At 72.5% G+C, this 13,043-nt stretch carries 11 protein-coding genes; 4 read left to right on the top strand and 7 right to left on the bottom strand.

The window, feature by feature from the left end; all coding sequences use genetic code 11:
* The first annotated feature begins 44 nt into the window (after positions 1-44).
* On the top strand, positions 45-1,091 hold the full coding sequence (locus OG470_RS15910; protein ID WP_328425045.1) for a LacI family DNA-binding transcriptional regulator: 1,047 nt from the start codon (positions 45-47) through the stop codon (positions 1,089-1,091).
* Between the two features lie 256 nt (positions 1,092-1,347).
* Here the strand turns inward: OG470_RS15910 and OG470_RS15915 are convergent, their stop codons facing one another.
* A complete protein-coding gene (locus tag OG470_RS15915; RefSeq protein ID WP_328425047.1) occupies positions 1,348-2,568 on the bottom strand; it encodes an acyl-CoA dehydrogenase family protein in 1,221 nt (406 codons plus the stop codon).
* Positions 2,568-3,647: a phosphotransferase family protein gene (locus OG470_RS15920; protein WP_328425049.1), complete on the bottom strand. Its 1,080-nt coding sequence runs from the start codon at positions 3,645-3,647 to the stop codon at positions 2,568-2,570. Before OG470_RS15920 ends, OG470_RS15915 begins: the two co-directional genes overlap by 1 nt.
* 146 nt (positions 3,648-3,793) lie before the next feature.
* Between OG470_RS15920 and OG470_RS15925 the strand changes: the two genes are divergently transcribed.
* Positions 3,794-4,498, top strand: coding sequence for an amino acid-binding protein (locus tag OG470_RS15925; RefSeq protein WP_328425051.1), 705 nt, complete (start codon positions 3,794-3,796; stop codon positions 4,496-4,498).
* Positions 4,499-4,587: 89 nt separating this feature from the next.
* On the top strand, positions 4,588-5,664 hold the full coding sequence (locus tag OG470_RS15930) for a GNAT family N-acetyltransferase (RefSeq protein ID WP_328425053.1): 1,077 nt from the start codon (positions 4,588-4,590) through the stop codon (positions 5,662-5,664).
* 72 nt (positions 5,665-5,736) lie between these two features.
* Here the strand turns inward: OG470_RS15930 and OG470_RS15935 are convergent, their stop codons facing one another.
* The 3 genes from OG470_RS15935 to OG470_RS15945 form a co-directional block, all read right to left on the bottom strand.
* The gene (locus tag OG470_RS15935) at positions 5,737-7,302 is read right to left on the bottom strand and encodes an aldehyde dehydrogenase family protein (protein ID WP_328425055.1); all 1,566 of its coding nucleotides are present in this window, start codon (positions 7,300-7,302) and stop codon (positions 5,737-5,739) included.
* 268 nt (positions 7,303-7,570) lie between these two features.
* On the bottom strand, positions 7,571-7,999 hold the full coding sequence (locus OG470_RS15940; RefSeq protein ID WP_328425057.1) for a cysteine hydrolase: 429 nt from the start codon (positions 7,997-7,999) through the stop codon (positions 7,571-7,573).
* Positions 8,000-8,165: 166 nt separating this feature from the next.
* Positions 8,166-8,936, bottom strand: coding sequence for an LPXTG cell wall anchor domain-containing protein (locus OG470_RS15945; protein WP_328425059.1), 771 nt, complete (start codon positions 8,934-8,936; stop codon positions 8,166-8,168).
* A gap of 357 nt (positions 8,937-9,293) precedes the next feature.
* Here OG470_RS15945 and OG470_RS15950 point away from each other — a divergent pair, with 357 nt between their 5' ends.
* On the top strand, positions 9,294-12,191 hold the full coding sequence (locus tag OG470_RS15950; protein ID WP_328425061.1) for a glycoside hydrolase family 9 protein: 2,898 nt from the start codon (positions 9,294-9,296) through the stop codon (positions 12,189-12,191).
* A 113-nt stretch (positions 12,192-12,304) separates the two neighbouring features.
* Here OG470_RS15950 and OG470_RS15955 read toward each other — a convergent pair whose 3' ends face one another.
* Positions 12,305-12,811 carry a GNAT family N-acetyltransferase gene (locus OG470_RS15955; RefSeq protein WP_328425063.1) on the bottom strand — a complete coding sequence of 169 codons (507 nt, stop codon included), beginning with the start codon at positions 12,809-12,811 and terminating at the stop codon, positions 12,305-12,307.
* Between the two features lie 4 nt (positions 12,812-12,815).
* Positions 12,816-13,025 carry a biotin synthase auxiliary protein BsaP gene (gene bsaP / locus OG470_RS15960; RefSeq protein ID WP_328425065.1) on the bottom strand — a complete coding sequence of 70 codons (210 nt, stop codon included), beginning with the start codon at positions 13,023-13,025 and terminating at the stop codon, positions 12,816-12,818.
* Positions 13,026-13,043 lie beyond the last annotated feature (18 nt).

The raw sequence follows: 13,043 nt of genomic DNA on the forward strand, positions 1-13,043 counted from the left end.
CCCGCAGGTGGCACCGGGTCCGCCCGCCGTCGGAGGAGCAGACGATGACAACGCAGCGCACCCGGTCGCTCGGGCGCCCGACCCTCGATGCGGTCGCGGCGCGCGCCGGCGTCGGGCGGGGCACGGTCTCCCGCGTGGTCAACGGCTCGCCCCAGGTCAGCCCGGAGGCCCGGGCCGCGGTCCAGCAGGCCATCGCCGAGCTGGGGTACGTGCCGAACCGGGCCGCCCGCGCGCTGGTCACCCAGCGGACCGACTCCGTCGCGCTGGTGGTGTCCGAATCCGGTGATCGGGTCTTCACCGAGCCGTTCTTCGCCGGCATCGTGCGGGGGATCAGCTCCGCGCTGTTGGAGACGCCGATGCAGCTCTGGCTGGCCATGGCCCAGTCGCCGGTGGAGCGGGAGCGGGTCGAGCACCACCTGACCAACCAGCACGTCGACGGCGTACTGCTGCTGTCGTTGCACGACTCCGACCCGTTGCCGACCCTGCTGGAGGAGCGCGGCCTGCCCGCCGTCCTCGGCGGCCGGCCCGCCCGGATGCTGCAACCGGGCGCCCAGGCGGCCTGGTTCGTCGACGTGGACAACGTTGGCGGCGCCCGGCAGGCGGTGGAGTACCTGGCCGGCCGGGGGCGGCGCCGGATCGCCACCATCGCCGGGCCGCAGGACATGGGCGCCGGCCTGGCCCGGTTGGCCGGCTACACCGAGGCTGTCAAGGCCACCGGGGCCGGCGTCAACCCCGACCTGATCGCGTACGGCGACTTCAGCGAGGGCAGCGGCGCGGCCGGCATGCGGCGGCTGCTGGATGCCTGCCCGGACCTGGACGCGGTCTTCGTCGCCTCCGACCTGATGGCGTTCGGCGCGCTGCGTACCCTGCGCGAGGCCGGCCGGCGGGTGCCCGAGGACGTCGCGGTGATCGGCTTCGACGACGCGCCGATCTCCCGGCAGGCGGATCCGCCGCTGACCACGGTCTTCCAGCCGGTGGAGGAGATGGGCCGGCAGATGGCGCGACTGCTGGTCGCCCGCATCCGAGGCGACGACCTCCCCGCCCCCCACATCCTCCTGGACACCCAACTAGTCCACCGCGCCTCCGCCTAACCCCCCGGCCTCCCCGCTCGCGCCCCTCGCGCCCGCGCCCCCTCGCGGCGTGATCATGAGGTTGACGGGGACAATTCGGGCACGATGCACCGCTAACATCATGATCACCGGGTGAAGCGCGCGCATGATCGCGCTCGATCCTGGATGTAGTGGTGTTGGGCTTGGGCGAGGGGACTACATCCTGGATCGAGCGCGATCATCGGGTGCGGGGTGCGGGGTGCGGGGTGCGGGGTGCGGGGTGCGGTGGGTGGCGTGGTCAGGCGGGGGTGGGGGTCCAGCGGCGGAGTTCGCGCTTGGCCAGGGAGTTGCGGTGGACCTCGTCGGGGCCGTCGGCCAAACGCAGGGTGCGGATCTGCGCCCAGAGGGCGGCCAGCGGCGTGTCCTGGCTGACGCCGGCGCCGCCGTACCCCTGGATGGCCTTGTCGACCACCCACTCCGCCATCGCCGGCGTGCCGATCTTGATGGCCTGGATCTCGGTGTGCGCGCCCTTGTTGCCGACGGTGTCCATCAGCCAGGCCGTCTTGAGCACCAGCAGCCGGGACTGCTCGATGCGCACCCGTGACTCGGCGATCCACTCCCGGACCACGCCCTGCTCGGCCAGCGGCCGGCCGAACGCGATCCGCTCGTTGGCCCGCCGGCAGAGCAGCTCCAACGCCCGCTCGGCCATCCCGATCATCCGCATGCAGTGATGGATGCGCCCCGGGCCCAGTCGGGCCTGGGCGATGGCGAAACCGGTGCCCTCGGCGCCGATCAGGTTCTCCGCCGGAACCCGGACGTCGGTGAAGTCGATCTCGGCGTGCCCGCCGTGGGAACCGTCGGTGTAGCCGAAGACGGTCATGCCCCGGCGCACCGTCACCCCCGGGGTGTCCCGGGGGACCAGCACCATGCTCTGCTGGCGGTGCCGGTCGGCGTCCGGGTCGGTCTTGCCCATCACGATGAAGATCTCGCACTGCGGGTCCATCGCACCGGACGACCACCACTTGCGCCCGTTGATCACGTACTCGTCGCCGTCGCGGGTGATCCGGGTGGCGATGTTGGTGGCGTCGGAGGACGCGACGTCCGGCTCGGTCATGCAGAACGCGGAGCGGATCTCGCCCTCCAGCAGCGGCATGAGCCAGCGCTCCCGCTGCGCGTCCGAGCCGAACTCGGCCAGCAGTTCCATGTTGCCGGTGTCCGGAGCCGCACAGTTGACCGCCTCCGGTGCCAGGTGCGGGCTGCGCCCGGTCAGCTCGGCGAGCGGGGCGTACTGGAGGTTGGTCAGGCCGGCGCCGTAGCGCGGGTCGGGCAGGAAGAGGTTCCACAGGCCGCGCTTGCGGGCCTCCGCCTTCAGCTCGGCGAGCACCGGGGTACGCGACCACGGGTCGCCGGCGGCCGCCTGCTCGGCGTGCACCGCCTCGGCTGGATAGACGTGCTCGGTCAGGAACCGGGTCAGCTCGTCGCGCAGTTCCTCGGTCCGGGCGTCGTACGAGAAATCCATCACCGCTCCCTGGCGGCGGTCAGCCCGTGTTCGACCAGCGGTGCCACCATGTCGCCGATCCGGTCGAAGCCCTCGCCGAGCGTCTGCCCGAGCGTGTGGCGGTAGTGGATGCCCTCGCAGATGACCGCGAGCTTGAAACAGCCGAGTGCCACGTGCCAGTGCAGCGGCCCGACGTCGACGTCGCTGCGCCCGGCGTACCGGTCGATCAACTCGGCGCCGGTGGGGAAGCCGGCGCGCGGGCCGAGCCCGTCGGCGACCGGATTGCCGGCGGTCGTCTCGCTGTCGCCCAGCACGTTCCAGTACGTCAGTAGCAGCCCCAGGTCGGCGAGCGGGTCGCCGAGGGTGGCCATCTCCCAGTCGAGCACCGCGTGCACTGCCACCGGGTCGGCCGAGGCGAGGAGATTGTCCAGCCGGTAGTCGCCGTGCACGATCCGGCCCGCGTTCGCACCCTCGGGCGCGGTCGCCGCGAGCAGGTCGCGCAGCTCGTCGATGCCGGGCAGTGGGCGGCTGCGCGAGCGGTCGAGCTGCCCGGCCCAGCGGCGGACCTGCCGGGCCAGGTAGCCCTCGGGACGGCCGAAGTCGCTCAGCCCGACCGCGGCCGGCTCGACGGTGTGCAGCGCGGCCAGGGTGTCCATCATCGCCATTGCGAGGGCCCGGCGTCGCTCGTCGCCCAGCGGGTCGGTCTGGTGGCGGTTGCGGAACACCTCGCCGGGCATTCGCTCCATCAGGTAGAACGGCGCGCCGAGCACCTCCGGGTCGGTGCAGAGCAGCAACGCACCCGGCACCGGCACATCGGTCGGCGCCAGTGCCGAGATGACCCGGAACTCGCGGGCCATGTCGTGGGCGGTCGCCAGCACGTGCCCCAGCGGCGGCCGGCGCAGCACGACCTCTCGGTCGCCGAGGCGTAGCAGGTACGTGAGGTTGGACTTGCCGCCCGCGATCAGTTGGGCCCGCAGCGGGCCGACGGCCAACTCGGGGCGGTGCTCTGCCAGATAGTCGGCGAGCCGGGCCAGGTCCAGCCCGGCGGGCGAGGCCGGAACGGCTCCCGGCCGGATCGCATCGACGGCCGGATCGGTCATCCGACTAGTTGATGGCAGCCGGCTCACGTTGTCAAGGTCGGATTTTGCCCTCGGGACATGCCTCTGCAACAGGGACGAAATGGTCACGGACCAGGCTGGGACCAGCCCTGCCGGCCGCTGCCGGCCCGCCGAGCGGAGGGACAGACATGTTGCTGCGAGTTCGGGTCACCCTGCCGGACCGTCCGGGCACCCTCGGCCAGGTCGCCCGCACGCTGGGCGTATCCGGCGCGGACATCGTCCAGGTGGTGGTCCTGGAGCGGCTCGGCGGGCGCGCGGTGGACGACTTCACGGTGGTCTGGCCGGGCGCGGCCCGGGTGGAGCGGCTGCTGGCCGGCCTCGCGGCGATTCCGGGCGTCCGGGTGGACGGTGTGTGGCGGGCGATCGGCGCGCCCACCACCACCGGCCAGGACGCGGAGTTGCTGGCCCAGGTCGCGGCGAACCCCGCCGACGGGCTGGCCACCCTGGTCGACGCGGTACCCGGGCTGCTGGCGGCCGACTGGGCCGTTGCCGCCGTGGTGCCGCTGGACTGGGCGTCGCGGACCGGAGGCACCGGCGGGGCGACCGTCGAGCACGCCAGCTGGCGGGCTCCCGTACCGCTGCGGCTGCCGGAGGTGACCCCGCTGCGCGGCCGGTCGGTGACCACGCCCGACGGCACGCACCACGCGATCACGCCGTTCGGCCGGGCCGGCCTGGTGCTGGTGGTGGCCCGTGAGCACAGCGACACCCTCTCCGCCGCCGCGTTCCACAGCACCGAGGTGGACCGGCTCACCCAGCTCGTCCGGGCCAGCGCGGTGATCCTCGGTGACCGGCTGGACCTGGTCGGTGCGCCTCCGGTGGTCGCTGGCCCCTGAGTGACCCGAGGAGTTCCCGGGACGTCACCGGCGAGCAACCGGCCGGCAACAGCCGGAGGCGAGGCTCATACCGGGGAAGGGAGCCAACCATGACGTTGTGGCGGATTCGAGCCACCGTGGACGACCGACCGGGGTACCTGTCGGTTCTCACGGCGAGCCTCGCGCTGCGCGGGGTCAACATCCTCACCGTGCAGGTGCAACCCACCGAGCACGGCGCGGTGGACGATTTCCTGGTCGACGCGCCGGACGCGCTCGACGAGGCCGAACTGATCGCCGCCGTCGAGCGGGGTCGGGGCCGGGACTGCTGGGTGGCGCGCAGCGAGGCGCGCGGCCTGGCCGACCAGCCCACCCGGGTGCTCGGGCTGGCCAACCGGCTGGTGCGCGACCCGGACGCGACGGGCGAGGCGCTGCGTACCCTGCTCGGCGCGGATTCGGTCAGCTGGCGGCCCGCGTCGATCGGCCTCGACCGGGGGATCGTCGGCGCCAGCATGCTGCTGGCCGACCCGGCGGGCGGCTCGTTCGCGCTGCGACGGGCCGCGCCCGCCTTCACTCCGGCGGAGTACGCGCGGGCGCAGGCTCTGGTCGAGCTGGCCGCCACGGTGGCGCGCCGGGCCGCCGAACAGGTCACCCTGGTGCTGCCTGACGGTGCCGAGCTGACCGTCCGGCCGGCCTGCGCGGATGACGTGGCGGGCGTGCTGGAGCTGCACGAGGGTTGCTCAGCGCGCAGCCGGCACCGGCGCTACCTGGGCGGGGCGGCGCTGCCGCAGCCGGCCCGACTGCGCCGGCTGCTGGAGCCGAGCCGAGGGCTGACCCTGATCGCCTCGGCACCGGCCTCCGACGGTGTGGCGGAGTCGGTGGTCGCGATGGCGAACCTGCTCGGCGAGGGCGACGAGGCCGAGGTGGCGCTGCTGGTACGCGACGACTGGCAGCGGCGGGGGCTGGGCTCGGCGCTGCTGCGCCGGCTGGTCGGGCACGCCGACCGGGCCGGGTACGCGGCGTTGCTGCTGCACGTCCAGGCCGAGAACACCCCGATGCTGCGGACCCTGCGCCGGCTGGATCGGCCCAGCGTTGGCGAGCGTGACGGTGCCCTGCTCACCCTCACCGTTCCACTCGCCGTCCCCGCTCCGGTGGAGAGGAAGGGCACCTTCCTGACGCCCGGGGCATAGCAGGAACTCCGCCAGCGCGGTGTCGAGCGGGCCCCCTGCCGTGCCGCCAGGGGGCCCTTCCGCACACCTCGATCAGGTGGTGGGGTAGCTGCTGTAGTCGGGGAAGTTGCCGTAGAGCCGGCTGTCGCCGCCGACGGTGACCGCCTGCACCAGCAGGTCGCCGCCGACGAACGCGCCCTTCCAGGAGGCGCCCCGGCCACCGAACGCCTCGTCCCGGTCGCCGCGCGAGCGCGGCTTGTTGATGCCCACCTTGAACGCCTGGAGGTCCACCGCGAGCTTGCCGGCCTCGTCGGTGTCGTCGCAGGCCAGCGACGCGACCAGTGCGCCGTTGGAGGCGTTCATCGCGGCCAGCAGTTCGTCGGTGGTGTCGACCACGACGATCGTGTCGACCGGCCCGAACGGCTCGGCGTGCATCAGCCGGGACCGGCCGGGCGGGGCGAGCAGCACCGACGGCGCCACGTACGCCGAGGTGTCCTGCTCGGGCAGGAACGGTGCGCCGGTCAGCTTGCCCCGGTGCAGCGGCACCGCGCCGCCGCGGACCGCCTCGTCGACCTTGCGATGCAGCTCGTCGGCCTTGGCGGCGCTGATCAGCGGCCCGAAGTCCAGCTCGGGCAGCGGGTCGCCGGGCCGCCAGGTCTCGTCCACGGCGAGCGGGTGGCCGAAGCGGACCGAGCGCACCACCGGCAGGTACATGTCGAGGAACTCGTCGACCAGGTCGCGCTGCACCACGAACCGGGGGTACGCGGTACAGCGCTGCTTGCCGTACTCGAAGCCCTTCTTCAGGTGCGTGGCGAGCAGGTCCCACTGGGAAAAGTTCCAGATGCCCCAGGCGTTGAGGCCCTCCTGCTCGATGAAGTGCCGCTTGTCGCTGTCGAGCAGCGCGGCGGCCACCTTGCCCCCGTTGGAGCGCCCGCCGACGAACGCCACCGCCCCGATCTCCGGCGCGCGGACCAGCACTTCGGACAGTTCCTCGCCGCCGCCGGAGACCAGCGTGGCGGGCAGCCCGGCCCGGCGCATCAGCGCGTGCGCGACGGTCAGGCAGACCGCGCCGCCCTGTGACGGGGTCTTGGCGATGACCGCGTTGCCGGCCAGCAGTTGGACCAACTCGGCGTGCACCAGGACGCTCATCGGGTAGTTCCACGACGCGATGTTGCTGACCGGGCCGGGGAGCGGTTCGCGGCCGTCGGCGAGCATCCGGTCGATCTCGCCTGCGTACCAGCGGACGCCGTCCAGCGCGCGGTCCACATCGGCGCAGGCCAGCCGCCACGGCTTGCCGATCTCCCAGACCAGCAGCAGCGCGAGCAGGTCGCGGTGGGCGGTGAGCGCGTCCAGCGCGTCAGTGACCCGGGATTTGCGCTCGGCGAGTGGGGTCTGGGCCCAGGCCCGGTGCGCGGCGGCGGCGTGCGCGACCGCGGCGCGGGCGGTGTCGGCGTCGAGTCGGGGCAGGTTGACCACGACGGTGTTGTCCACCGGGGTGCGGACCGGTGCGGGGCGGCCGATGGCCCGCCAGTCGCCTTCGACCAGGTTGTGCAGGGTGGTGACGCCGTCGACCTCGGCGCCGAACGCCTCCGGGGTGGCGGCCACCGCGCGGGCGAGGACGTCGGACCATGCGGTGCCCTCGGCGAGTCGTAGTGCCATCGCGTTCTCCTCAGGGTTGTCCGGGGAGCGGCGGCGTCGATGGCACCACTGGTGACCGGTACTGTCTCGCGCCGGGTAGCGGGTCAGCAACAGTACGTTTGTCTGGCTGGACACGGTCGCGTCCGCGCAGCCCGGCGGCTCGCTCGATGGCGAGCCGTCGGAGCTGCGCAGACACTCGCTAATAAATCAACGAACATCGATGATGTGACCTAGCCCCCGGGCGCCGTCGACCGGTTACCCGTCAGTACGGATCGACGGCGGGAGCGGATCAACCGCCCAGTGCGTCGACCGCCTCGGCGGTGGTGCAGACCGTGCCCAGCGCGCGGAAGATGTTGTTCACCGCGAACTCGTGCGCGGACGTCTGGAGGCCGCTCATCGCGTCCTGCGGCAGCACGACCCGATAGCCGATCTCGTAGCCGATCCGGGCGGTCTGTTCGACCCCGTAGTTGGTGGCCACGCCGGCCACCACCAGCGTGTCGACGCCCCGCTCGCGCAGCGTCGCGTCCAGGCCGGTGTCGTGGAACGGGCCCCAGGTGCGCTTGGTGATCTCCAGGTCGCCCGGGTGTGGCGCGACCTCCGGCACCAGTTGGCTGCCGGCTGACTGTGGATCGACGCCCGGCTGGTCGAACCGGACCACCACGACCAACGCGCCGGCGGCGCGTGCGGCGTCGGCGAGCGCGACGCACCGGGCCACCACCTAGGTACCGGAGTGCGGCGCGAGGGCCTGGTCGACCATCTGTCGTTGTAGGTCGATCAGAAGGATGGCGGTACGGGATGGTTCCAGGGCATTCATCGTCCGACCCTAGCAACGGCGCGACCGGCCGCCGGAGGAGCTCCGGCGGCCGGTCGGCACTGCGGCGGGATCAGCTGGTGAAGGTGATCCGGTCGCGACGGCGGCGCAGCATCAGCAGCGCCCCGCCGCCGATGAGGGCGACGCCGCCCAGCGCGATGCTGGTGACGGCGACGCCGGTCTTCGGCAGGCCACCCTCGCCGCCGCCGCTACCCGTGCTCGGCGACGGCGAGATCGAGTCCGACGGCGCGACGGAGTCCGACGGCGACACCGACTGCGACGGCGAGGTCGACTGCGAGGGGGACGTGGACTGCGACGGGGAGACGGAGGTCGACGGCGTCGGCGACGCGGTGGTCGACGGGCTTGGGCTGGGCGACTGGCTGGTGCCGGCGCACGTGTGGCTGAGGTTGAACTTGTCGGCCCCGCCGGTGATCTGGGCGGTGCCGGCGCTCAGCGTCCAGCCGGCCGGGGTGAAGACGTAGGCGTGCATCACCTTGTCGCCGGCCTTGTAGAAGTAGTCCGGGTACGCGTCGGTGCTGTCGGGCACCCGCACCTGGACCGGTGTGGAGCTGTTGGCGAAGGTGAGGGTCAGCGACTCGAAGCTGCTGTCGCCCCGCCCCTGCTGCGGGAGAACGAAGTGCCACCCGTCGTAGCCGGCCGGAAGGTCGTCGAACCGTTCGTCGCCACACTCCTGGTTGGCGAAGGTCCCCGCCTGCGAACCCACGTGGGCCGGGTTGAGCGAAATCGACGTGGCGACCGCCCAGGCGGGCGAGCCGATGGCGAGACCGGCCGTGGCGGCGGCCGTGCAGACGGCCGCGCGCGCGAGGCGCCGACGCTGTGGCATGAGGATTCCTCCGAGATTGGCCGAGGGGACGGCACATGATCCATCCGCGGGATCCCCGACCGGCATCGGTCAATCGGCCTGAGCTGCGACGACGTCCTGGACAGGAGTTGGATCCCGGCGGACTTTCCCGGCCGTCGAGCGCGTGTCGCGGTAACGCGTACGTGCGTTACGACGCTGCCGGCGCACTCGGCGGGCTTCCCAACCGGCGGTGTCCACATTACATTGTCGCTTATCCATGGGAGCGCTTCCATAGATGCTCATGGTCACTCCACCACCCCGCAGTCGCTGGTGGCCGTGCCGTTCGACGCCGTCCCGCGTCGGTACGGCCGCCGGCGGCGCCTCCGACAGGAGCCCGCCATGCGCCACCCCACCCGGCCGGTCCCCGGCCACCCCGGCCGATCTCCGGTCGTTGACCAGCCCTGGCCGCGGCGACTGCTGGCTGCCGGCGTCGCCCTGCTCACCGGGCTGTCCCTCGCGGTCGCCGCACCCCCGTCCGGGCCCGCGTCCGCCGCGCCGGCCTTCAACTACGCCGAGGCGTTGCAGAAGTCGCTGCTCTTCTACGAGGCGCAGCAGTCCGGCCGGCTGCCCGACTGGAACCGGGTCTCCTGGCGTGGCGACAGCGCGCTCACCGACGGCGCCGACGCGGGGCTGGACCTCACCGGCGGCTGGTACGACGCCGGCGACCACGTCAAGTTCGGCTTCCCGATGGCGTTCAGCGCCACCATGCTCGCCTGGGGCGCGGTCGAGTACCGCAGCGGCTACACGGCCTCCGGTCAGTTGCCGCACCTGCTGAACAACCTGCGCCACGTCAACGACTACTTCATCAAGGCGCACCCCGCGCCGAACGTCCTCTATGGACAGATCGGCAAGGGCGACGACGACCACAAGTGGTGGGGACCGGCCGAGGTGCTGCCGATGGCGCGGCCCGCGTACAAGATCGATGCGAGCTGTGGCGGCGCGGACCTGGCGGGGGAGACGGCGGCCGCGATGGCCGCCTCCTCGATGGTGTTCCGGCCCACCGACGCGGCCTACGCCGACCGGCTGCTCGGGCACGCCCGGCAGCTCTACACCTTCGCCGACACGGTGCGGAAGTCGTACCACGAGTGCATCACCGACGCGACCAGCTTCTACCGCTCGTGGAGCGGCTGGCAGGACGAACTGGTCTGGGGCGCGATCTGGCTGTACCGGGCCACCGGCGAGGCCAGCTACCTGGCCAAGGCCGAGAGTGAGTACGACAAGCTCGGCACCGAGAACCAGTCCACCACCCGCTCCTACAAGTGGACCATCGCCTGGGACAACAAGCAGTTCGGCGCGTACGTGCTGCTGGCCAACCTGACCGGCAAGCAGAAGTACGTCGACGACGCCAACCGCTGGCTGGACTACTGGACCGTCGGCGTGAACGGCCAGCGGGTGCCCTACTCGCCCGGCGGGATGGCGGTGCTCGACTCCTGGGGTGCACTGCGGTACGCCGCCAACACCTCCTTCGCCGCGCTGGTCTACAGCGACAGGACCACCGACGCGACCCGCAAGGCGCGCTACCACGACTTCGCCGTCCGGCAGATCAACTATGCGCTGGGCGACAACCCGCGCAGCTCCAGCTACGTCATCGGGTTCGGCCCCAACGCGCCGCGCAACCCGCACCACCGCACCGCGCACGGCTCCTGGTGGGACAGCCAGAGCGTGCCCGTCGAAACCCGGCACACCCTCTACGGCGCGCTGGTCGGCGGCCCGTCCGCAGCCAACGACGCGTACACCGACAGCCGGTCGGACTACGTGATGAACGAGGTGGCCACCGACTACAACGCCGGCTTCACCTCCGCGCTGGTCCGGCTGGTCTCCGAGTACGGCGGCAACCCGCTCGCCGGCTTCCCGGTCGCCGAGACGCCGGACCTCGACGAATTGACCGTGGAAACCACCGTGATGCAGGCCGAGCCCCGGGCCACCGGGCTGAAGGCGATCATCTACAACAAGTCCGCGTTCCCGGCCCGGGCCCTGACCGACGGCCGGTTCCGGTACTACTTCCGCCCCGACGGCACCGGGCCGGTGCAGGTCACCGCCGGCTACACCCAGGGCTGCCCGTCCCCGACCACCGCCCGGCAGTTCAGCGGCGACATCTGGTACGTCGAGGTGGACTGCACCGGGCACACCACCGCGCCGGCCGGCCAGTCGCAGCACCGGATGGAGGTCCAGTTCAAGATCGGGGTCCCGGAGGGCGGCACCTGGGACCCCACCAACGACCCGTCGTACCAGGCCACCGCCGGGCCCAACGCGCGCGTTCCGCTGTACTCGGGCGGCACCCGGGTCTGGGGCGACGAGCCCGGACCGGCCACGCCGGACACCACCGCTCCGACCGTGCCCGGCCGGCCCGTCGCGTCCAACCTCACGGCCCGCTCGGTCACCCTGACCTGGGCGGCGTCCACGGACAGTGGCGGTAGTGGGCTGGCCGGGTACGAGGTCCGCGAATTCCTGGTCGGCAACGACGTGGTGGTGATCCGGCCCGTCACCGGCACCTCGCTGACCGTCTCGACGCTGCTGCCGGAGCGGACGTACCAGTTCACGGTGGTGGCCCGCGACGGCGCTGGCAACACGTCGGCCGCCTCGCCGACGCTCAGCGTGACCACGCCGCCAGCCGGTAGCGCCGACACCACCGCGCCGAGCGCGCCCGGCACCCCGGTCGCCTCGGCCGTCACCGCCACCGGGCTCACCCTGAGCTGGCCGGCATCGACCGACAACGTCGGCGTCACCGGGTACCGGGTCTACCGGGAGGCCGGCGCCACCGACCCGCTGGTCGGCTCGCCGACCGCCGCCACGCTGGCGGTGTCCGGGCTGACCGCCTCCACGGCGTACCAGTTCTACGTGGTGGCCGTGGACGCGGCCGGCAACACCTCCGCGGCGTCCGCGCCGGTCGCCGTGACCACCGCGCCTCCGCCAGCCGGCGGTGCCTGCGCGGTGGGGTACGTCACCAGCGACTGGAGCACCGGCTTCACCGCCACCGTGACGATCACGAACACCGGCACCACCGCGATCAACGGCTGGACGCTGCGGTTCAGCTTCCCCGGCGGGCAGACCGTCAGCCAGGGCTGGTCGGCGACGATCAGCCAGGCCGGCGCGGCGGTGACCGCGACGAACCTCTCCTACAACGGGACCGTGGCCCCGGGGGCGTCGGTGAGCTTCGGCTTCAACGGCACCCACTCCGGCAGCAACCCGAAACCCACCGCCTTCACCGTCAACGGCACCGCCTGCTCGCTCGCCTGACCGAGATCTTGGAAGTTGCCGTTCCCCGGGAACGGCAACTGTCCAAGATTCACTTGTCGTCCGGCCAGCCGGCGTCGATAAGGGCGCTACGGACGGTTGAGGCCCCGGCCGGCTCACTCCACGAGGTCGTCGGCGAGCAGATCCATCAGCAGGCCGTCGTGCCAGCGACCGTCCTCGCCGCGCTCGTAGCGGCGCAGCACCCCCACCGGCCGGAAACCAGCCTTGGCGTACGCCCGGATGGCGGCGCTGTTCGCCGCCGCCGGGTCGATGGTGAAGCGGTGGTGGCCGTACTCGTCGATCAGATGCCGGGCCAGGGTGCGGATGGCGTCCACGCCGAGCCCGGCGCCGCGCACCGCCGGGTCGAGGAAGATGTCCAGGCTGGCGTGCCGGTAGTCCGGGTCCGATTCGGCGTACCACTGGATCGCGCCGATCACCCGGCCGTCGTGCTCGATGGCGTACAGCGTCAGATCGTCGTCGTCCAGGTCGGCGCGGACGGAGTCGGTCAGGTCGTCGCCGCCCCGCCACCACCGGCGTACCTCCGGATCGGCCCGGATCGCCGCGAGGGCCGCCACGTCGTCGTCCGTCACCGGCCGCAACGTCACCGCACGCCCCCGCAGCATCGGCTCAGCCCCGGATCTCGCCGTGCTCGACGCAGACCGCCGACCAGCCGACCGGCAGCACCTGCACCTTCATCCGGCGGCGGCAGTGCGGGCAGTAGCGCGGCGGCTCCAGCGCCCGGGCCGCCGCGCACGACTCGTGCCCGCCGATCGCCGCGTCCTCGCCGCAGCGGTCACACCAGCGCTGCGCCGCCACGGGCTCGACAAGCTCGGTCACGTCGTTCTCACCGGATCA

Source organism: Micromonospora sp. NBC_00389, assembly GCF_036059255.1.
Classification (GTDB): Bacteria; Actinomycetota; Actinomycetes; order Mycobacteriales; family Micromonosporaceae; genus Micromonospora.